Origin of the sequence: Arthrobacter ruber (genome assembly GCF_002954225.1) — a bacterium.
GTDB lineage: Bacteria > Actinomycetota > Actinomycetes > Actinomycetales > Micrococcaceae > Arthrobacter_D > Arthrobacter_D ruber.
Genome location: NZ_PPTH01000014.1, coordinates 183,122 through 202,892 on the forward strand (window position 1 = coordinate 183,122; position 19,771 = coordinate 202,892).

Here is a 19,771-nt window from a genome sequence, read left to right on the forward strand (position 1 = left end):
GACGTTCGCCATGACACGCAAGGAACCCCGGGTAGTCGAGCCGGACGAGAAGAACCTCACGGTCGAGGACCGGCCCAAGGAGTGGGCGGCGGGCCTGCCGGGCGTCTACTACTCCATGAAGCCCGCCATCGAGCACATGGGCGTGGAGCGCACGCTCAAGACCGTCCTCAAGATGAACCACAAGGACGGTTTCGACTGTCCCAGCTGCGCCTGGCCGGACCCCGCCAAGCGCAAGACCTTCGAGTTCTGCGAGAACGGCGCCAAGGCCGTCACCTGGGAAGCAGCCCCGGTGGTCATCTCCCCGAAGTTCTGGGCCGAGAACTCCATCAGCGATCTCCGTGAGCGGTCCGAGTTCTGGCTGGGCATGCAGGGCCGTCTCGTCGAACCCGTCTACAAGCCGGCCGGTGAGGACCACTACCGGCCCGTCAGCTGGGATGAGGCCTTCGAGATCATCGGCAACAAGCTGAAGAGCCTCGACTCCCCCGACGAGGCCGCCTTCTACACCAGTGGCCGCACGTCGAACGAGGCAGCGTTCCTGTACCAGCTCTTCGCGCGCGGCTTCGGCACCAACAACCTGCCCGACTGCTCCAACATGTGCCACGAGTCCTCCGGCTGGGCCATGGGCCAGACCATCGGCATCGGCAAGGCCACCGTCACGTTCGACGACTACGCCAATGCGGACCTCATCATCGTCATGGGCCAGAACCCCGGGACCAACCACCCCCGCATGCTCACCGAGCTCGAGGCGTGCAAGGAGACCGGCGGGCAGATCGTGGCCGTGAACCCGCTGCCCGAAGCGGCCCTCAAGCGGTACAAGAACCCCCAGAAGGTCAAGGGCATCGCCGGCAAGGGCACCGAGATCGCCGACCAGTTCCTCCAGATCCGGCTGGGCGGTGACATGGCGCTGCTGCAGGCCGTGTCCAAGCGCGTGTTCGAGGCCGAGGCGAGGAATCCCGGGACGGTCCTGGACCACGCGTTCCTCGAGGAGCACTGCGAGGGCCTCGACGAACTCCGCGAGTACCTGCTGACGCTCGATGACGCCACCGTCGTCGAGGCCACGGGACTCCGGATCGAGGAGATCGACGAACTGGCTGCCCGCTACCTCGCGGCCGACAAGGTGATCATCACCTGGGCCATGGGCATCACGCAGCAGAAGAAGGGCGTGGCCACCATCAAGGAGATGATCAACCTCCTGCTGCTGCGTGGCAATATCGGCAAGCCCGGGGCAGGCGCCTCGCCCATCCGCGGTCACAGCAACGTGCAGGGCGATCGCACCATGGGCATCTGGGAGCAGATGCCCACCACCTTCATGGATGCGCTCGGCAAGGAGTTCTCCTTCGAACCGCCCCGTGACCACGGTGTAGACGCCGTCGAGTCCATCAAGCGCATGCGCGACGGTCACATCAAGACGTACATCGCCCTCGGGGGGAACATCGTCTCCGCCATCTCGGACACGCAGGTTGCCGAGGAGGCGTTCCGGAAGACCGACATGACGGTGCAGATCTCCATCAAGCTGAACCGCTCGCACCTGATCACGGGCGAGGAGGCGCTGATCCTGCCCTGCAAGGGCCGCACGGAGATCGATCGCCAGGCCACGGGTGAGCAGTTCGTCTCCGTCGAGGACACGGTGTGCGCAGTGCACCCCTCCCGGGGCAGCGTGGAGCCGGTCTCCGACAACCTGCTCTCCGAGCCGGCGATCATCAGCCGCCTCGCCCGCGCCACCTTCGGCGGGAAGATCGATGCCGACTGGGAAGGCTTCGAGAAGGACTACGACCTCATCCGTGACCACATCTCCCGCGTGGTCGAGGGATGTGAGGACTACAACCGCAGGATCCGCCTCGACGGCGGTTTCGTGATGCCGAACGGCCCGAGGGATTCACGGACGTTCAACACGCCCACCGGCAAGGCCGTCCTCACCGTCAACGACCTCGAGTACCTCGAGCGCCCCGAGGGCACGCTGATCCTGCAGTCGCTGCGCTCTCACGACCAGTGGAACACCACGATCTACAGCCACAACGACAGGTACCGCGGCATCAAGAAGGGCCGCCACGTGGTGTTCATCAACCCGGAGGACATCGCCGACCTGGGCCTGAAGGACGGGCAGAACGTGGACATCCACGGCGTGTACGACGACGGCATCCAGCGCGTGCTGCGCGCCTACCGCGTCGTCTCCTACCCGACGGCGCGTGGCTGTGCCGCCTCCTACTACCCGGAGGCGAATGTCCTCGTCCCGCTGGACGAGGTGGCACAGGGCAGCAACACGCCGACGTCGAAGCAGATCATCGTGCGGTTCGAACCGAGTACACACACCGCACCCACCGAGCATTACGCGGCAGCGACGGCCCCGGTCCCCGAGGCGGAGGCTGACGGCTTCCCGGCTGCCCGCACGGAGGAGACACCGGCGAAGGAGGCTGCGGCCACGATCGCCTGACGCCCCTCGACGACCGACATGCCGACGGACATGCCGACCGCCCGACCGGATGTGCCCGGCCGGGCGGTCGTGTGATCCGGGTCGGAGCCGGCACATGATCGGCCGTCCCCCGGCAGGACGGGCCCTGCGATCCGCCGTAGACTGCTGCGGTCACAGTGACCGGGGGCGACATGGACCAGCAGGACCAGCAGCAGGATGATCAGCAACGCCACGTCATCCGCGTCCTCGTCGTCGCCCAGATCCTGGGCGGGATCGGCGCCGGGGCCACGCTGTCCCTCGGGGCGCTCCTCGCGGCCGAGACGTCGGGCTCCAGCGCATGGTCCGGGATGGCCGCCACCATGGCCACGCTCGGTGCCGCCGCGGCAGCCGTCCCCCTGGCGACGCTCGCCCAGCGCAGGGGGCGCCGCGTGTCCCTCGCGGCGGGCGCCGTCGTCGCCTGCTGCGGAGCGTTGCTCGCGATCACGGCGGCCTCGCTCGCCCTCTTCCCGCTCCTGCTCGTAGCCCTGGTGCTGCTCGGGGCAGGAGCCGCGGTAGGACTCCAGGCTCGCTTCGCGGCCACGGACCTCGCCACCGACGCGACACGCGGGCGCAGTCTCGCCGTCGTGGTGTGGTCCACTACGATCGGCGCCGTCCTCGGCCCCAACCTCTTCGAACCGGGTCAGGCCCTGGCCGGGGTCCTCGGTATCCCTGCACTCAGCGGCGGTTTCGTCTTCACAGCGGCGGCCCAGGCGGCAGCGGCGCTGGTCTATTCGCTGGGACTGCGCCCGGATCCGCTGCTCACCGCCCTGCGCCGCGATGCCGAGGACCGTCCGGCCGACAGTCCCGCCCCGGTGCGGAGGCGCGGCCTCGCCGTCCTCGCGCGGAATTCCACCGCACGCTTCGCCGTGGTGACCATCGCGGTGAGCCACGCCGCCATGGTCTCGCTCATGTCCATGACCCCCGTGCACCTGCACGACCACGGCGCCGGCCTGTCGATCGTCGGACTGACCATCAGTCTGCACATCGCCGGGATGTACGCACTGTCGCCCCTGTTCGGCTGGATCGCCGACCGCGCCGGCCGGGTCCAGGGCATCCTCGTGGGGCAGGTCCTCCTGGTCGCGGCCCTTCTGACCGCGTGGCGCGGTTCCGGTTCGGAGTTCTGGGTGACCGTCAGCCTGATCCTGCTGGGTCTCGGCTGGTCCGCGTGCGTGGTGTCGGCGTCCGCCCTGCTCGCAGGAGCCGTGGACGTCTCCGAACGCGCCCCCGTGCAGGGCTCCTCGGACCTCGTCATGAATCTGGCCGGTGCGCTGGGCGGTGCCGTCGCGGGCCCTGCCCTCGTCCTGCTGGGCTACTCGGGCCTCGGTGGAGCAACCGCCGTGCTCGTGGCCTCCGCACTGGTCTGGACGGTCGCGCGCCTGCCGAGTTCGCGGACGCGCACGCCGGTCCCGGCCTGACGGCGCCCGTGGGCGGTGTCCACGGGCGCCGGCCTTCAGACCGGGACGGCAGGCCCTACTGCGCGGACCCCGTCCAGCCCTTCTGCTCCTGTGTCTCCTCGTCCTTCACGATGACGGTGGTGACGGTGTTCGCGGCCTTCTCGACGGCGGCGCTCGTCTCCTCGCGGTCCTTCGTGGTGACGGTGCCCGCGGCGTAGCCGACCAGAAAGGCGCTGATGACGCCGGCATGCGGTCCCACGTGGTGCGATGAGCGTTCGGCCAGCTCCACGATCCTCGGGTGATCCACGTCGAGATCGAGGATCTGCAGGGCCTGCGTCAGGGTCCGGCTCCACTCGTTGAGGGTGCGGTCGTCGTCGTCGGGCGTTGCCATGGTGTCTCCTCGTATCGGGTGCAGTCCGTGGCTGCCGACTCGCGCCGGCAACGGTCCCCCAAGCTTTAGCATCGGTGCTCCTACGCTTCAAGGACCCTCGGCGCATGTCCGGTGGTTCTTGACTTCGTCCCGCGGAAGCCCCCGCAGGACAGCCGTGCCGATGGTCCCCTCGGCGTCCGGTCCGCCGGCGCGCAGCACGCTCGGCGTCGCGCCGTACCAACGGCGCACGCACCGCGTCAGCGCCGACTGCTCCGACAGTCCCACGAGGCCTGCGACCTGCTGCAGCGGAAGATCCGTGCGGGTGAGCAACCGCAGCGCGGCGTCCCGGCGGGCGTCGTCGAGCAGGGCCTCGAAGGAGGAACCCTCGGCGGCCAGCCGGCGCTGCAGGGTCCGCGGGTGCATCCCGAGGAGCCGGGCGGCGGAGTCGATCCGCGGCGGCGAGGTGCCGAGCACGCGGTCGATGGCGTTGCGCACCTGCGGGGCGACGACGCGTCCCGGTTCCGGGAAGTGGCTGTGCAGGTAGTCGAGGGCGATCTCCCGGAGGGTGTCGTCCACTCCTGCCAGCGGCCGGTCCAGCAGGCTCCGCGGCACACGCAGCAGCGATGCCGCTTGCCCGAACCGCACCTCGGCGCCGAAGAACTCGGCATAGCGGGCGGCGGGGGCCTTCGGCTGGTGCGAGAGGTGGACCGAGTGCAGGGCGTAGGGCCCGTCCACGAGGAAGCGGATCATGCGGTGCGCGAAGGCGAGGATCGCGTCCGTGGCCTGCCGCGGCGGCGCGCCCTGGGAGGATCCGTAGCACAGGCCTACGTCCCCGGCACGCCCCTCGGGGTCGGGGATGATCGTGAAGCGGAGCACGGGGCTGTGCAGGAAGAGGAACTGGGAGGCGCACGCGAGGGCCGCGCCGACCGTCGGCGAGTTCTGCACGGCCACGGCGAGAGGACCGAGGATGCCGATGTCCTGGTACTCCGACATCCGCAGGCCGAGGTCCGGGCAGGGCAGGTCGCGCGCCGCACCCTCCAGCAGCTTGGCCATGGCGACGTCCGAGACGAGGACGTCGTCGCTGCTGATGGCCTCCAGCGGGACCCGGTACCGCGCCGCGAGCGCATCGGGGTCGCCGCCGAACTGCTCGACGACCTCGCGGAAGCCCCGCATGCCGGCGGATCGGATGACGGAGCCCATGTCGTCCAAGGGTAAAGAGGTGTCGCGTGGAGTCAAGTGCGGGTCAGGGTGCAGCCCGAATAATGGAGGGATGGACTCTTCTCCCGAACACCTCGACGTCGTGATCGTGGGCGCCGGTCTCTCCGGCATCGGCGCCGCCTACCGCGTCTCCACGGGACTGCCGGGCAAGAGCTTCGCCGTCCTCGAGGCGCGTGCGGCGATCGGCGGCACCTGGGACCTCTTCCGGTACCCCGGTGTCCGTTCCGACAGCGACATGTTCACCCTCGGCTACCCGTTCCGCCCCTGGACGGAGGCGAAGGCGATCGCCGACGGCTCCTCCATCCTGCAGTACATCCGCGAGACCGCCGAGGATCCCCGCATCCGCGAGCGCATCCGCTTCTCCACGAAGCTCGTCGGCGCGGCCTGGTCCTCCGCGGACGCCCGCTGGACGCTGGAGCTGGACGTGACGGACGACGACGGCGCCGGCCGGGCCACGACGACGCGGCGGCAGCTCACCTGCGGGTTCCTCTACCTGTGCAGCGGCTACTACGACTACGAGCGCGGATACGAGCCGTCCTTCCCCGGCCACGAGTCCTTCCGGGGCGAGACCGTGCGCCCCCAGTTCTGGCCGGAGGACCTCGACTACGCGGGCAAGCGCGTCGTCGTGATCGGCAGCGGCGCCACCGCGGTCACGCTCGTGCCGTCGATGGCGGAGGACGCCGCGCACGTGACCATGCTGCAGCGCTCCCCCACCTACATCACCGCCGTGCCGAGCCGCGACAGATTCTCCGACGCCGCACGCCGCCGGCTGCCCGCCGGGATGGCGCACCACGTGGCCCGGGCCAAGAACGTGCTGTTCACGCAGGCGTTCTACCAGCTGTGCCGCCGGCGTCCGGAGATCGCGAAGAAGCTCATCCGGACGCAGACCGCGCGCATCCTCGGGGACGAGAAGACCGTCGAGGAGAACTTCACGCCCGCCTACAACCCGTGGGACCAGCGCCTGTGCGTGGCGCCGAGTGCCGACTTCTTCAAGGCCCTGAAGTCCGGCAAGGCCTCCGTGGTCACGGACACCATCGACACCTTCACCCCGACCGGCATCCGCCTGGCCTCGGGGCAGGAACTCGAGGCCGACGTCGTCGTCCCGGCCACGGGCCTGGCGATGCTGCCGCTCGGCGGCGCCACCTTCACCGTGGACGGGCAGCCGGTGGACCTCGGCGACTCCTGGGTGTACCGCGGCCTGATGGTCAGCGGCGTCCCCAACCTCGCGCTGTGCGTCGGCTACACCAACGCCTCGTGGACGCTCCGGGCCGACCTCAGCTCACGCTACGTCTGCCGCCTCATCCGCTACATGGACCGCCACGGGCACCGCTACGGCGCCCCGGTGCCCGACGACGCCATGAAGGCCCGCCCGATCCTGGACCTGACCTCCGGGTACGTGCAGCGCGCGGTCGGGGCGTTCCCCAAGCAGGGCGACCGGCAGCCGTGGACCATGCGGCAGAACTACCTGCTGGACGCCCCCACAGCGCTCCGCGGCAACCTCGCCCGGAACATGGTGTTCGATGCCCCCGCCCCGCCCGCCGCCCCGGCGCCCGACCTGCAGGAGATCCACGCATGAGCCTCCGCCCCTTCCAGTTCAGCGGTGCCACCGCCATCGTCACCGGAGCCGCCGGTGGCATGGGCGAGCACCTCGCCCGCGGCCTCGCCGAACGCGGGAGCACCCTGCTGCTCGTCGACCGGGACGCCGGGAGGCTCGAGGGCGTCGCGGCGTCCATCCGCTCCACCTTCCCGGGCAGCGCCGTCACCACGTTCGTCGCGGACCTCGCCGAGCGCGACGCCGTCGAGCGCCTCGCCGCGGACCTGCTGGCCGCGACCGACCGCGTGGACCTCCTCGTCAACAACGCCGGTGTGGCACTGGCCGGCACGTTCGACCAGATCAGCCTGGACGACTTCGACTGGGTCATGTCCATCAACTTCACCGCACCCGTACGCCTCACCTACCACCTGCTGCCGAGGATGGTCCCGGGCGCGCACATCGTGAACGTCTCGAGCCTGTTCGGCCTCGTGGGTCCCAGGGGACAGACCGCCTACTCGTCCAGCAAGTTCGCGCTGCGCGGTTTCACGGAGGCGCTCCGCAACGAACTGCTGCCCCGGGGCATCGGCACCACGACCGTGCACCCCGGCGGCATCCGGACGGACATCGCCCGCAATGCGCGGATCGGCGGCAACCTGAGCGGGGTCGATGTGGCCCGCGCGCAGGCCGACTTCGACAAGCTGCTCACGTTCCCGGCCGAGAGGGCCGCCGAGCTCATGCTCGAGGCCGTCAAGGCCCGCAGGCCGCGCCTGCTGATCGGCCTCAGCGCGAAGGTGCCCGACGTCGTCGCCCGCCTGGCCCCGATGTCCTTCGGTACCCTCGAACGCGGCGCCACCAGGCTCGTGCGCCTCGCCGGGAAGGTGCGGCGGTGACCGCGCGCCACATCGGCGTCGGCGGCGCCCCGGGCACGGACGCGGTTCCCGCAGGGCCCGACGACGGCTACCTGCGCGTGCACGGGATCCGCGTCCGCTACCGGGACCAGGGCGCGCGGGACCGGTCCCCCGTCCTCCTGCTGCACGGCATCGGGCGCAGCCTGGAGGACTGGGAGGGGCTGTACGGCAGACTCGCACCGGACCACCGCGTCATCAGCGTGGACCTCCCGGGCTTCGGCCTCTCCGAACGGACCACCGGCCGGTACTCGCTCGAATCGCTCGCGCGGTTCGTCATCGCGGCCCTGGATCTCCTGGGCGAGCACCGGCCGCTGCACGTGGTGGGCAACTCCCTGGGAGGCGCGGTGGCCATGAAGATCAGCGCGCTCGAACCGGAGCGCGTACGGAGCCTCGTCCTGGCGAACAGTGCGGGCTTCGGCAAGGAGGTCACCATCGCACTGCGCGTCCTCGCGATTCGCCCGCTGGCCCGGCGGCTCATGAAGGACAAGTCGCGCAAGGTCGCGTACCGCACGGAACGCGCGCTGTTCTACGACAAGAAGTTCGTCACCGAGGAGCGACTCGACCACGCGCAGGAGGTGAGCCGGAATCCCGGGCGCGACGACGTCCTGATCGCCGTCGCGAGTCACCTCGGGACCGTCCGCGGAGTACGGCGGCGCTGGCGGACGCGGCTGCTCCGTACGGTCGCGGCACAGCGGAAGCCGACGCTCGTGGTGTGGGGCGCCGAGGACCGCATCCTCCCGGCGTCGCACCTCGAGCACGCACGTCAGGTCTTCCCGCACGCTGAGTTCCACCTGTTCGAGAAGACCGGGCACATGCCGCAGATCGAGCGCGAGGAGGAGTTCGACGCCCTCGTGCGACGGTTCATCGGCGGACTCGAGGCGGGAGGGTAGGGTCCGGAGCGGCCCTTCCCGCGGCACGGGCGGCGTGGTGGAATGGCCCATGGCGCGCGTCATCTTCTACACGGCTTCCACCCTGAACGGCTTCATCGCCGACGAGCAGAACTCCCTGGACTGGCTGTTCGCCGTCGAGCCTCCGCCGCCCGAGCATTACGAGCGCTTCATCGCGTCCGTGGGCGTGCTCGTGGAGGGCTCGACGACGTACGAGTGGGTCCTCGCGTTCGAGCACCTCCTCGACGACCCGGGCAAGTGGCAGACCCTGTACGGGGACCGGCCCACCTTCGTCTTCACCACCCGGGAGCTCCCGATCCCGGACGGTGCCGACGTGCGGATCGTGGCAGGCGACGTACGCCCTGTCTTCGGGCGCATCAGCGAGGCCGCCGGTGACAGGGACATCTGGATCGTCGGGGGCGGCGACCTCGCCGGACAGTTCCTCGCCGCGGGGCTGCTGGACGAGATTCAGGTGGCGGTGGCCCCCGTCGCCCTGACCGGAGGCGCCCCGCTGCTGCCGCTGCGCGTCGAATCCGACCGGCTGAGCCTCCGCTCGGTGGAACAGCAGGGACAGTTCGCCGTGCTGACCTACGACGTCGGCCGCCAGGACGCCTGAGCCCTTTCCACCCTCCCTGCCCGGCCTGCGGATCCCTTGAAGACCGGCCGGCTGCGAGGACCGACGGGCTCCGACCCCGACTTCGGCCGTTCTTGAGGAAACCTCGAGCATCCCTCCGCCCCGGCTTCATGTTGCCGCGCGAGACTGGTCACCTCGGTGGGGACCTGGGGCACCCACCCGGGTGACCCCTCTGCCACCGGCCCAGCCTGAAGGGATCCGCGGTGCAGCCCATCATCGACACGGCAGCCTTCGCCACACTCGTGGCCGACGTCGGCTCCTCCAGGGCTGCGACCAGCTTCGTCTCCCGGTTCACGGATCTGCTGGACGAACACATCCTCACCATCGAGCGCTCCTTCCGGAGCCCGGATCCGCAGCAGTGGCACAGTGCCGTCGAGGGTCTCCAGCTCGCCGCGGCGCGGGCCGGGGCGGGCCGGCTCCGGGCCACCGCCGCCCTTCTGCTCGAACCGGGGGCACGGGACACCGAGACCGCACTGGCCCTCATCGGGCAGCTGAGGTGCGATGCCCGGGTCTTCACGCTGGCGCACTCCGCCCTGTGCGAGGAGCAGGCCCTCGCCGACAGGCTGGCGGCGTCCGCCCGCGTGCGGCACCACGTCCATGAGCGCGCCCGCGTGAGCAGCTGACCCGCGACGGATCGACGCGCGGCGCTGCCGGGCGCGGTCACCGTACCTCCCTGACCGTCCGCGGGTCACCAGCCCCGGACCAGTCCCGGATCACCGGTCACGGGTGACCGGACACGCATCACCGCGCACGGATCACCGGTCACCCGCCGCCGGGACATAGGCTTCCTGCCAGCGCGCGAGCTCGGCGAAGAACGCAGCCCTGGCCGGTTCGGGCGAGAGTGTGAGGTCGTGGATGCCACCGGCGATCCGCACCAGGGTGACGAGCCCGCCGAGCTTCGGCGCGCGGCCGGCGATGTGCCCGACGTCGAGCACCACGTCCGTGGACGAGACCCGCGCCGGTTCCCTGGCCGGGTTCGAGGTGGCGTCGGAACATGCGACGAGGACGGGGCAGTCGATGGCGAGGCCACGGTTGAGCTCGGCGTGGCCACGCCGGATGGCGCGCAACCAGCCTGCCACGACGGGGTACCCGCCGTGCGGCTTCCAGGCCAGGTCGTAGTCCCACGTGCCACCGGTGTCCCGGTGCAGGTATCGGCCGTAGGAGGATCCGAGCTTCCCGACGACCACGCGCGGCCGAAGCGTGCCGATCCGGTGGACCGCGGCTGTGCCGACCGTGCGCTGGAAGAAGCTCGCGTTGAGGTCGAACCAGGGGCTGTTGAGGACGAGTGCATCGACGATCCCCCGCCCACGGCGGCGGTTCGCCCACAGGGAGGTGATCAGCCCGCCCGTGGAATGCCCCATGACCACGAGGACGTCGTGCCCTTCCTCCTCCCGGATGATGCGGGCCGCCTCGTCGAGTTCCGCGTCGTAGTCCTCGAGGGACGTGACGTAGTTCGGGGTCTGGTGCTCGCGGAGGGACCGTCCGTACTTGCGGAGGTCCACGGCGTAGAAGTCGAAACCGGCCTCGTGCCAGGCATCGGCGAGGTGGGTCTGGAAGAAGTAGTCCACGAAACCGTGGACGTAGAGCACGGCCCTGCGCGACCCGCCGGGGACGGCGCTGCGGATCAGGGTGGCGACGACGTCGCCCTCCTCGTCCGGGCGCAGCGGGAGTGTCCGCACCTCGTACCCGGCACCGAGCACGTCCTCGCGGTACGCGTCCTGCTGTCCTGCCGTCGTGGTCATCCGCGGTCCTCCCGATACGGTCCCTGCGGGCGTCCAGGCCGGGGCGCCCGGTGCCGGCCCTCCCCCGTTCACCTGGAGCAAGGCCGCCGTCACCAGTGTGTCACCCGTCACCGGTAGGCTGCTGCCACCGCATTCCTACAGGAGCTGATTTCACGTGTCAGAAAGTTTCACCAGGGGACACCGCCGCGTCGCAGCGGCCGTCGCCCTCGGCTGCGTCGCAGCACTCGGCCTCGCACCCGCCGCCACCGCCGCACCCGGCGGGAGCAAGGGCCCCAAGGACCCGACGGTCTCCGTCACCGTCATGGGGACCAGCGACCTCCACGGCTACATCGAGAACTGGGACTACTTCACCAACGCGGAGTACGACGACGCCGCGCACAACGACGTCGGACTCGCCAAGATCTCCACGCTCGTCAACCAGGTCCGCGCCGACCGCGGCGAGGAGTCGACCCTGCTGATCGACAACGGCGACACCATTCAGGGCACGTCCCTGACGGACTACTTCGCCAATGTCGAGCCGGTGACCGAGACCGGTGAGACCCACCCGATGGCCGCCGCGATGAACGCCATGGACTACGACGCCACCACGCTCGGCAACCACGAGTTCAACTACGGCGTGCCGCTCCTGCGCACCTACGAGGACCAGCTCGACTTCCCGCTGCTCGGCGCGAACGTCAAGGACGCCGTCACCGGCGAGGACGCGTTCACGCCGTACGTCATCAAGACCGTCAGGATCAAGGGCCAGAAGCCCATCAGGGTCGGCATCCTGGGTCTCACCACGCCCGGCAGCGCCATCTGGGACAAGAACAACGTCGAGGGCCGGCTGCGGTTCGAGGGCATGGTGGAGCAGGCCCGGAAGTACGTCCCGGAGATGAGGTCCGCAGGTGCGGACGTCGTCGTGGTCAGCTCGCACTCCGGCCCCTCCGGCACGTCCTCCTACGGCGGCGCACTGCCGGTCGAGAACGCGTCCACGCTGATCGCGGAGCAGGTCCCCGGGATCGACGCGATCCTCGCCGGCCACGAGCACCAGGAGATCGCCGAGCGCTTCGTCACGAACAAGGAGACCGGTGAGCAGGTGCTGCTCACCGAACCCAAGAACTGGGGCATGCGCCTGTCCGTCCTGGACTTCGAGCTGACCAAGGTCCGCGGCCAGTGGGACGTCACCTCGGCGAACTCGGAACTGCTGAACACCAACACCGTGCCGGCGGACCCGAAGATCTCCGCGATCGCCGCCGACCAGCACCAGCGCACCATCGACTACGTGAACACCGCGATCGGCACCGCGACCGAGACCATGTCCGCCGCCGAGTCCCGCATCCGCGACACGGCCGTCATGGACTTCGTGAACGAGGTCCAGGCCGGTGCGGTGGACAGGGCCCTCGAGGGGACGCCGAATGCCGACCTCCCGGTCCTGTCCATCGTGGCGCCCTTCAACCGGGCCGCCGTCATCCCCGAGGGCCCCGTGACCATCCGCGACATGGCCGGACTGTACGTGTTCCCGAACACGCTCTTCGGTGTGGAGCTGACCGGCGCGCAGGTCAAGGACTACCTCGAGTACTCGGCGAAGTACTTCACCCAGACCGCGCCGGGTGCCCCGGTGGACCCGGCGACGCTGACCAATGCGGCGGGGACCCCGGACTACAACTACGACATGATGTCCGGCGTCTCCTACGACATCGACATCAGCAAGCCCGTCGGTGAGCGCATCACCGACCTGAGCTACGCCGGCGCACCGATCGATCCCGCGCAGCGCTTCGCCGTGGCCACGAACAACTACCGGCAGTCCGGCGGCGGCAACTTCCCGCACATCGCGACGGCCCCGGTGCTCGTGAACCAGACCACGGAGATCCGCCAGCTCCTGATCGACTACCTGATCGCCGAGGGCACGATCGACCCGGCCTCGTTCTTCGACGAGAACTGGAAGCTCACGCGCGACGGCGAGCCGGTCTTCGGCTAGCACCTGCGCACTGGTGCCGGTCGACAGGCACTTCCCCACAGCAGGACGCGGACCCCGGTCCGCGTCCTGCTCGCGTTCGTCCTAGATTGGAAGCATGACCATCGACATCTCCCCGGCGACGGCCGACGACGCCGCGGGCCTCGCCGCGTGCGCCGCCGTCACGTTCCCCCTCGCCTGCCCCGCGGACTCACGGCCCGAGGACATCCAGCACCACATCGACACGCACCTGTCCGCCGAACGGTTCGCGGCGCTCGCAGACCTGCCGGACCACACGATCCTCTGCATCCGCGAGGAGGGCAGGATCGCGGGCTGGAGCATGGTGGTGCTGGACCAGCCCGAGGACGCGGACGTGCTGTCAGCCCTGTCCATCTCGCCCGTCGTCGAACTCAGCAAGTTCTACGTGCACCCCGACCACCACGGACGGGGCTCGGCCTCGGCCCTCATGGGCGCGACCCTGGAGCTCGCCGCTGCCTCGGGGCTGCCGGGGGTCTGGCTCGGTGTGAACCAGGAGAACGCCCGTGCCATCCGCTTCTACGAGAAGCACGGATTCCGGAAGACCGGCACCAAGCGGTTCCGGCTCGGGGACCGCTTCGAGGACGACTTCATCCTGCAGCAGGCGCTCCCCGGGGGTGCGGGGGACGCCGCCTGACGGTGTGGCGGCTATGCGACGGTCAGCTCACCCATGCGGCCCCAGCCCTCGGCCCCGATGCGCTCGCTGATGATCTCCGGCGTCTCCACGAGGGCCTGGGGCATGTCCCGCATGGCCTGGGAGAAGTGGTCGCTGTTCACGTGGGCTTCCGCGGCGTCGTCCTGGAACGCCTCCACGAGGACGAACTGGTTCGGGTCCTCGACGCTGCGCGACCAGTCGAACCACAGGTTGCCCGGCTCCTGGCGCGTGGCCTCCGTGAAGTCGCGGGTGAGGTCGATCCAGCGGTCGCTCCACTCGGGCTTCACGGTGAACTTGACGACGATGAAGATCATGGGATGGTGCCTTCCTGGTGGGAGTCGGTACCCACCCAACCTATGACGTCCTCTCCCGGAACGCATGTGCACCGGGGGCACATGGACCCGGAGTTGTCAGATCGCGAGGCTCGGGTGCAGCTTCTCCAGCGACCAGGAGCGCCTGCGGTGCGATGCGAGGACCGAGAGTCCCGCGGCGAGCGCGAAGAAGACCAGCAGCTGGGCCGCTGCCAGCCAGACGACGCCGGTGTCGCCGCCCGCGATGAGGTGGCGCAACCCATCCACGGCGTGCGTCATGGGCAGCAGCGGACTCAGGAAGCCGAAGAAGCCCGGCGCGGTGGCCACCGGATACGTGCCGCCGGCGGAGGTGAGCTGCAGCATCAGCAGCACGAGGGCCACGAGCCGGCCCACCCCACCGAGGAGTGCGACGAGCGCCTGGTGGATGGCCGTGAACACGAGGGCAGTCAGGACGGTGAAGGCCAGTAGTCCCACCGGGTGGGGCGTGGTCAGTCCGACGCCCAGGACCAGGACGCCCAGCAGCACGAGGACCTGCAGGACCGCGAACAGCGCGCCCTGCAGGTACCCGGCGGCCGAGACACGCCAGGAGGCCGCCGTGGAGGCGAGGGCCCGCGGCGAGACGGCGCGGAGCACGGTGTAGGTGATGATGCCGCCCACCCAGAGCGCCAGCGGGATGAAGTACGGGGCCATGCCCTCGCCGTAGGCGTCCACGGCATTGACGTGTGTCCGCTCGATCGAGACGGGTGAAGCGGCGACCTCGGTCAGCTCGGCGCGCTGGGCGTCGTCGTAGTCCGGGACCTGCCCCGCGCCCTCGTCGAGCTGCTGCGCGAGGTCCGAGGATCCGGTGGACAGTGTCCCGAGCCCGTCCTCGAGCCGGGTGGCGCCGTCGTAGGCCTGGGCGGAGCCGTCGGCGAGGCCTGCCGCTCCCCCGGCCACCTGCGCGGCACCGCCGCTGAGCGTCGACGCTCCCGTGGCGAGCCGTGCGGCGCCGTCGGACGCGGACACGATCCCCTCCCGCAGCGCGGGGGTGCCGCCGGCGAGCGTGGCCGTGCCGGCCTGGAGCTGGGCGAGCCCGTCGGCGAGGCCGCTGGCGCCCTGCGAGAGCTGGGTCGCTCCAGCGGCGGCGGCGTCCGCGCCGAGCGCGAGCTCTGAGGCCCCGGTGCTGAGGTGGCCGGCGCCGTCGGCCGCGGCGGCAGCCCCGGTGGTGGCGGTCCCGGCTCCTGCGGAGAGATCGGAGGCCGAGGCGGCGAGACGGTCCGCGCCGGCCGTGACCTGCTCGGTCCCCGTGGCTGCAGCCGACGCGCCGGCGGAGAGCTGCTGGAGGGCGGCGAGCCGCTCCGCATCGGTGAGCGAGCCATAGGTCTCCGCGAGACCGGCGAGGCCGTCGGCCAGGGTGCGTGAACCGGTCGCAGCCTGCCCTGCTGCGGACTGGAGCTGCGTGGCACCGCCTGCCAGGGCGCCCGCACCGCTCCCGACCTGCGCGACGCCCTCGGCGACGGCCCGCGTGCCGTCCGCCAGTGTGGCCGACGAACCCGAGAGCTGCGCGGCACCGTCGGCCACGGCCTGCGTCCCCGTGGCGAGACTGCCCGCACCGTCGCGCAGGGTCGCCCCGCCCGTGACGGCGGTGGCGGCGCCGTCCGCCAGCTGCTGCGACTGCGGCACGAGATCCGCCGTCGCCGTGTCGAGACGGTCGAGGCCGGTGGCGAGTTCGCCCGCGCCGGTCGCCAGGTCCGCGGCGCCACCGGCCACCCGGGTGGTGCCCGACGACAGCTCGCTGCTGCCGTCGACGAGACTCCCGAGCCCGACGACGAGCGACGCCGATCCCTCGTCCGCACTGCGGGCACCGTCGGCGATCCTGCCGGCGCCCTCGCCGGCCTCGGTGAGGGAGCCGTGGAGCGAGGAGAAGCCGAGGTAGATGCTGTCGAGGTAGTCCGCGGTGGCGCCGGACTGCACCTGCCGCTGCAGGTTCGCGGCGACGGTGTTGCCGACCTGGCCCACGATGTAGCTGTCGGCGTCGTTGGTGGTGATGTCGAGCATGGCCCGGGCGGGTGCCTCGCCGCCCACGGATGCGAGGGTCGACGAGAACCCGGCCGGGATGGCGAGTGTGGCCGCGTACGTGCCGTCGTCGAGTCCCTGCTCCGCCTCGTCCCGGCCGACCTCCACCCAGGTGAACCCGCCGTCGTCGGACGAGGTGAGCGTGGCGGCGAGGTCGGCGCCGGCATCGATGCCGGTCGGGCTGCCGTCCGGTCCGACGGCGGCGGCCGGCTGGTCCTCGTTGATGACGGCGGCCGTGAGGTGGTCGAGGTTCCCCGTCGGGTCCCAGTTGGCGGCGAGGTAGAGCCCGCCGTAGAGCGCGGGGATGAGCGCGACGACGAGCAGGGCGGCCTTCGACAGGAGGGTGATGCGGAAGCGGGAGAGCTCGACGCGGAGCAGGGAGAACACGCGTTACCTGATTTCGGGTGCTGGGGTCGGTTCGGAGGACGGGATGAGGGCGTGGACGGTGACGGGCCGCAGGGGCAGGGCGGCGAGGCGATGTCCGGCGTCCAGGACGTCGTCGAGCTCCTGCCGGTCCTGGCAGGTCGCGACGACGGTCAGCGGACGAGCGTCGTCGCGCGTGCGTCCCAGGGTGAGCAGCGCGGCCCAGGCGGCGCGGCGCTCGTGGACGGTGCGGAGCTGGTCGACGTCGTCCACCACGAGGATGTCGGGATCGGAGGCGAGTGCGAGGACGAGGCCCAGCGCGAAGCGCGCACCAGGGGCGGCATCGCGGACGAGTTCGCTCCGGTGGAGCCGGGCACGCACCAGGGAGGTCGCGGTGCCGCCGTCACCGACCACGCCCTCGAGGGCGCCGAGGAGGTCGTTGGCCGCCGTGATGGTGCGGTCCACCCGCCCTGGGGATGCGGAGGGCTTCCACCACGGGCCCGCCAGCTTCAGGGCCTCCGCCACATGGTGCTTCACGGGAAGTGTCCCGTCGAGCGGGGTCACGGTGGCATTGCCGGTGACGCCGACCCGGCGGCGTACCGCACCGGCGTACCGGGGCAGCGCGAGCCCGAGGACGGACACGCGCCCGGCGGTCGGGGTGAGCCGTCCGGCGACGGCGAGCGCCAGGGCGCTCTTGCCCGTGCCTGACGGACCGGTGAGGACGGCGAGGGACCCGGCCGGGACGTCGAAGGTGACGTCCTCGAAGATCGTGCGCTTCCCCGCCCGCAGGGCGAGTCCGTCGACCGAGATGGCGGGCACGCCGTCGGCGGGGCGCTCGGCGGGTGGAACGGACTGGGAGGTGGTCATTGCGTCCTTCATTTCAATACCTTGGGTATTCAATACCGATGGTATCCTACTTCTAGGAGGACGGATGACGACCACGAACACCGATACCAGCAGTACGACGGCGGGCAGACCGCGACGGCGTCCCCGCCGCGAGGACGTCCGCGCCGGACTGCTCGCCGCGGCCCTCGAGGTCTTCGAGGAGATCGGGTACGTCGCCGCACGGCTCGATGCCATCGCCGAGCGGGCGGGCTACACGAAGGGCGCCGTCTACTCCAACTTCGGCTCGAAACAGGAGCTCTTCGCCACCCTCCTGAGCGAACGGCTCGCCGACACCGCCGCCGACGTCCTCAGCCAGGTGGACAGGATCACCTCCCTCGACGAGACCGTCCTGCACACCGCGCGCTATCTGGCCCGTGGCGTCCTGCGGGAGCAGCGCTGGCACGCCCTCGTGGTCGAGTTCGCCCTGCAGGCCGGCCGCGATCCCGAGGTGGGCGCGGTGTTCCGCGAGCATCGGCGCACGCGGCGCACCCTGCTCGCCACCACCCTGGCGGAACGGGCTGCGACGTTCGGCGCGCCGTCGGACCCGGAGCACTACACCGTCCTCGCGACCATCCTGCTGGCCACCGTCAACGGCATGGCCGTGGAGTGCGCGGCCGATCCCGAGGCGGTCACGGAGGAACAGGTCACCGAGAGCATCGCGGCGGTCCTCCGCGCGGCGCTCGCACCCTAGTAACGCGAGGCGCGGCGCTCGCACCCTGGTAACGCGGAGTAAGGACAGGGAGGCACCGCATGGACCCAGGTCTCCTGCTGCGGTCGGCGCTCGCCCTCCTCGGGGCCTATGCGCTGTTCCTGCTGGCCCTGGCCGTCTATGCGCGGCGGCATCCGGAGGTCCTCTCGCTCACCGACGTGCTGCGCCTCGGACCCGATGTCCTGCGGCTTCTCCGCCGCCTCGCCGCCGACCGGGCCGTTCCGTGGTGGGTGCGGTTGCTGCTGTGGGGGCTGGTGGTGTACCTCATCCTGCCCCTCGACCTCGTCCCGGACTTCCTGCCCGTCATCGGGTACGCGGACGACGTCGTGCTGGTGGCCGCCGTCCTGCGCACCGTGGTCCGCAGCACGGGCGCCGGAGTCCTGGAGCGGCACTGGCCGGGGACCGACGGCGGGCTCCGCCTGCTGCGCCGACTGGCGGGCGTCGGGCCTCCCGGTACGGGCGGGTCAAGCCGCAATACGGCGTAACGTAAAGGCGGGCAGGCCTTTTCAACGGGCGTAACGTCCTGCGCATGCAGCACTCTCCGGGATCGATCCCCACTCTTGACCTCAGCACCGCACGTTCCGCCGATGGATCCTTCAACCCCGCATTCATCGACGAACTGCGCGACGCCGCCCACACCGTCGGCTTCTTCCACATCATCAACTACGGGGCAGCGCCCACCCAGGTGGACGACCTGTTCTCCATCACGCGCCGCTTCTTCGATCTCCCGCTCGAGGAGCGACTGAAGATCCACAACCGCACGAGCCCCCACTTCCGCGGGTACGCCGGCCTCGGCACCGAGATCACCCGCGGGCGCCCTGACGCCCGCGAGCAGATCGACTTCTCCCCCGAACGCGAGCCCCTCGCCGACTACCCGGCCGACGAACCGTACTGGCTGCTCCAGGGCCCCAATCTGTGGCCCCGCGAGGCCCTGCCCGCGCTCGAGGAGCAGGCCATGGCCTGGGCAGGCCTGATGTCCACGGTGGGCGCCGAACTGCTCTCCGCCATCGCCGTCGCCCTCCACCTGCCCGAGGACTACTTCGCCGAACCCTTCGAGGGGAGCCCGGCCTGGATGGCCAAGCTCGTCCACTACGTGGGCGGCGTCGTCCAGGGTGCCGGCTCCCAGGGCGTCGGCGCGCACGCCGACTACGGCTTCGTGACCCTCCTGCTGCAGGACGAGGTGGGAGGCCTCGAGGTACTCCCCCACAGCGCGACCGAGTGGGTGCCTGTCACGCCGATCCCCGGAGCGCTCGTGGTCAACCTGGGCGAGATGCTCGAGGTGGCCACCGAGGGCTACCTCGCCGCGACCATCCACCGGGTCACCGCGCCGGCACCCGGTGTGGACCGCTACGCCATCCCGTTCTTCTGGTCACCGCGCCTCGACGCCGTGATCGAGCCGGTGCCGCTCGCGGAGGACCTGAAGGCCGCGGCGCGCGGGCTCTCGGACGACCCCGAGAACCCCATGCTGTCCTCCTACGGTTCGAACATGCTCAAGGGACGCCTCCGCGCCCACCCGGACGTCACCGAGCTCCACTACCCGGAGCTCGCCCGGAAGTAGGCACGGCCCCGGGAGCAGTCCCCCGCCGGCGTGGTCCCGCTTCGCATCACGTCACGACCGGGGACATCCGCGACCCGCACTCCTCGGTGGACGACGGCGCCTCCCTCGCGGGGCGCCGTCGGCTGCTTGG

Annotated in this window: 18 protein-coding genes; 12 read left to right on the forward strand and 6 right to left on the reverse strand. The window is 70.7% G+C overall.

Features of this window, described 5'->3' with window-relative positions:
• Nucleotides 1-10: 10 nt before the first annotated feature.
• Nucleotides 11-2,431, forward strand: coding sequence for an FdhF/YdeP family oxidoreductase (locus CI785_RS05970; RefSeq protein WP_105031176.1), 2,421 nt, complete (start codon nucleotides 11-13; stop codon nucleotides 2,429-2,431).
• 170 nt (nucleotides 2,432-2,601) lie between these two features.
• Nucleotides 2,602-3,864: an MFS transporter gene (locus tag CI785_RS05975; RefSeq protein ID WP_105031177.1), complete on the forward strand. Its 1,263-nt coding sequence runs from the start codon at nucleotides 2,602-2,604 to the stop codon at nucleotides 3,862-3,864.
• A 55-nt stretch (nucleotides 3,865-3,919) separates the two neighbouring features.
• Here the strand turns inward: CI785_RS05975 and CI785_RS05980 are convergent, their stop codons facing one another.
• Nucleotides 3,920-4,234 carry a DUF6457 domain-containing protein gene (locus tag CI785_RS05980; RefSeq protein WP_105031178.1) on the reverse strand — a complete coding sequence of 105 codons (315 nt, stop codon included), beginning with the start codon at nucleotides 4,232-4,234 and terminating at the stop codon, nucleotides 3,920-3,922.
• Nucleotides 4,235-4,321: 87 nt separating this feature from the next.
• The gene (locus CI785_RS05985; protein ID WP_105031179.1) at nucleotides 4,322-5,413 is read right to left on the reverse strand and encodes an AraC family transcriptional regulator; all 1,092 of its coding nucleotides are present in this window, start codon (nucleotides 5,411-5,413) and stop codon (nucleotides 4,322-4,324) included.
• A gap of 70 nt (nucleotides 5,414-5,483) precedes the next feature.
• Between CI785_RS05985 and CI785_RS05990 the strand changes: the two genes are divergently transcribed.
• From CI785_RS05990 to CI785_RS06010, 5 genes are all read left to right on the forward strand, one after another.
• The gene (locus tag CI785_RS05990; RefSeq protein ID WP_105031180.1) at nucleotides 5,484-7,007 is read left to right on the forward strand and encodes a flavin-containing monooxygenase; all 1,524 of its coding nucleotides are present in this window, start codon (nucleotides 5,484-5,486) and stop codon (nucleotides 7,005-7,007) included.
• Complete coding sequence (locus CI785_RS05995; RefSeq protein WP_105031181.1) at nucleotides 7,004-7,855, forward strand: SDR family NAD(P)-dependent oxidoreductase; 852 nt, start codon at nucleotides 7,004-7,006, stop codon at nucleotides 7,853-7,855. The genes CI785_RS05990 and CI785_RS05995 overlap by 4 nt, the downstream gene beginning before the upstream one ends.
• Entirely contained in the window at nucleotides 7,852-8,763 is a 912-nt protein-coding gene (locus tag CI785_RS06000; RefSeq protein ID WP_205753572.1) for an alpha/beta fold hydrolase, read from the forward strand. Before CI785_RS05995 ends, CI785_RS06000 begins: the two co-directional genes overlap by 4 nt.
• A gap of 49 nt (nucleotides 8,764-8,812) precedes the next feature.
• Nucleotides 8,813-9,376 (forward strand): dihydrofolate reductase family protein, encoded by a 564-nt coding sequence (locus CI785_RS06005; RefSeq protein ID WP_105031182.1) that lies wholly within the window; start codon nucleotides 8,813-8,815, stop codon nucleotides 9,374-9,376.
• A gap of 221 nt (nucleotides 9,377-9,597) precedes the next feature.
• Nucleotides 9,598-10,017: a hypothetical protein gene (locus tag CI785_RS06010; protein ID WP_105031183.1), complete on the forward strand. Its 420-nt coding sequence runs from the start codon at nucleotides 9,598-9,600 to the stop codon at nucleotides 10,015-10,017.
• A 132-nt stretch (nucleotides 10,018-10,149) separates the two neighbouring features.
• On the opposite strand, the gene CI785_RS06015 is transcribed toward CI785_RS06010, so the two are convergent.
• On the reverse strand, nucleotides 10,150-11,136 hold the full coding sequence (locus CI785_RS06015) for an alpha/beta hydrolase (RefSeq protein ID WP_105031184.1): 987 nt from the start codon (nucleotides 11,134-11,136) through the stop codon (nucleotides 10,150-10,152).
• Between the two features lie 154 nt (nucleotides 11,137-11,290).
• Here CI785_RS06015 and CI785_RS06020 point away from each other — a divergent pair, with 154 nt between their 5' ends.
• Complete coding sequence (locus CI785_RS06020) at nucleotides 11,291-13,093, forward strand: bifunctional metallophosphatase/5'-nucleotidase (RefSeq protein WP_205753573.1); 1,803 nt, start codon at nucleotides 11,291-11,293, stop codon at nucleotides 13,091-13,093.
• Between the two features lie 94 nt (nucleotides 13,094-13,187).
• A complete protein-coding gene (locus tag CI785_RS06025) occupies nucleotides 13,188-13,742 on the forward strand; it encodes a GNAT family N-acetyltransferase (protein WP_105031185.1) in 555 nt (184 codons plus the stop codon).
• An 11-nt stretch (nucleotides 13,743-13,753) separates the two neighbouring features.
• Here CI785_RS06025 and CI785_RS06030 read toward each other — a convergent pair whose 3' ends face one another.
• The 3 genes from CI785_RS06030 to CI785_RS06040 all read right to left on the reverse strand — a co-directional run bounded on the left by CI785_RS06030 (nucleotide 13,754) and on the right by CI785_RS06040 (nucleotide 17,356).
• Nucleotides 13,754-14,074, reverse strand: coding sequence for a putative quinol monooxygenase (locus CI785_RS06030; protein ID WP_105031186.1), 321 nt, complete (start codon nucleotides 14,072-14,074; stop codon nucleotides 13,754-13,756).
• 96 nt (nucleotides 14,075-14,170) lie between these two features.
• Entirely contained in the window at nucleotides 14,171-16,513 is a 2,343-nt protein-coding gene (locus CI785_RS06035; RefSeq protein ID WP_105031187.1) for a YhgE/Pip domain-containing protein, read from the reverse strand.
• A gap of 3 nt (nucleotides 16,514-16,516) precedes the next feature.
• Nucleotides 16,517-17,356 (reverse strand): ATP-binding cassette domain-containing protein, encoded by an 840-nt coding sequence (locus tag CI785_RS06040; RefSeq protein ID WP_157940184.1) that lies wholly within the window; start codon nucleotides 17,354-17,356, stop codon nucleotides 16,517-16,519.
• A 64-nt stretch (nucleotides 17,357-17,420) separates the two neighbouring features.
• Between CI785_RS06040 and CI785_RS06045 the strand changes: the two genes are divergently transcribed.
• Genes CI785_RS06045 through CI785_RS06055 form a run of 3 tightly spaced genes read left to right on the forward strand, consistent with a single transcriptional unit; the run spans nucleotide 17,421 to nucleotide 19,641 of the window.
• Nucleotides 17,421-18,065: a TetR/AcrR family transcriptional regulator gene (locus tag CI785_RS06045; RefSeq protein ID WP_170068215.1), complete on the forward strand. Its 645-nt coding sequence runs from the start codon at nucleotides 17,421-17,423 to the stop codon at nucleotides 18,063-18,065.
• Between the two features lie 59 nt (nucleotides 18,066-18,124).
• Nucleotides 18,125-18,568: a YkvA family protein gene (locus tag CI785_RS06050; RefSeq protein ID WP_105031190.1), complete on the forward strand. Its 444-nt coding sequence runs from the start codon at nucleotides 18,125-18,127 to the stop codon at nucleotides 18,566-18,568.
• Between the two features lie 44 nt (nucleotides 18,569-18,612).
• Entirely contained in the window at nucleotides 18,613-19,641 is a 1,029-nt protein-coding gene (locus CI785_RS06055; protein WP_105031191.1) for an isopenicillin N synthase family dioxygenase, read from the forward strand.
• Nucleotides 19,642-19,771 lie beyond the last annotated feature (130 nt).

Bases quoted from the DNA above. Each gene is read 5' to 3' on its own strand.
- CI785_RS05970 (WP_105031176.1), top strand. From the start codon at position 11: ATGACACGCAAGGAACCCCGGGTAGTCGAGCCGGACGAGAAGAACCTC.
- CI785_RS05975 (WP_105031177.1), top strand. From the start codon at position 2,602: ATGGACCAGCAGGACCAGCAGCAGGATGATCAGCAACGCCACGTCATC.
- CI785_RS05980 (WP_105031178.1), bottom strand. From the start codon at position 4,234: ATGGCAACGCCCGACGACGACGACCGCACCCTCAACGAGTGGAGCCGG.
- CI785_RS05985 (WP_105031179.1), bottom strand. From the start codon at position 5,413: ATGGGCTCCGTCATCCGATCCGCCGGCATGCGGGGCTTCCGCGAGGTC.
- CI785_RS05990 (WP_105031180.1), top strand. From the start codon at position 5,484: ATGGACTCTTCTCCCGAACACCTCGACGTCGTGATCGTGGGCGCCGGT.
- CI785_RS05995 (WP_105031181.1), top strand. From the start codon at position 7,004: ATGAGCCTCCGCCCCTTCCAGTTCAGCGGTGCCACCGCCATCGTCACC.
- CI785_RS06005 (WP_105031182.1), top strand. From the start codon at position 8,813: ATGGCGCGCGTCATCTTCTACACGGCTTCCACCCTGAACGGCTTCATC.
- CI785_RS06015 (WP_105031184.1), bottom strand. From the start codon at position 11,136: ATGACCACGACGGCAGGACAGCAGGACGCGTACCGCGAGGACGTGCTC.
- CI785_RS06025 (WP_105031185.1), top strand. From the start codon at position 13,188: ATGACCATCGACATCTCCCCGGCGACGGCCGACGACGCCGCGGGCCTC.
- CI785_RS06030 (WP_105031186.1), bottom strand. From the start codon at position 14,074: ATGATCTTCATCGTCGTCAAGTTCACCGTGAAGCCCGAGTGGAGCGAC.
- CI785_RS06040 (WP_157940184.1), bottom strand. From the start codon at position 17,356: ATGACCACCTCCCAGTCCGTTCCACCCGCCGAGCGCCCCGCCGACGGC.
- CI785_RS06045 (WP_170068215.1), top strand. From the start codon at position 17,421: ATGACGACCACGAACACCGATACCAGCAGTACGACGGCGGGCAGACCG.
- CI785_RS06050 (WP_105031190.1), top strand. From the start codon at position 18,125: ATGGACCCAGGTCTCCTGCTGCGGTCGGCGCTCGCCCTCCTCGGGGCC.
- CI785_RS06055 (WP_105031191.1), top strand. From the start codon at position 18,613: ATGCAGCACTCTCCGGGATCGATCCCCACTCTTGACCTCAGCACCGCA.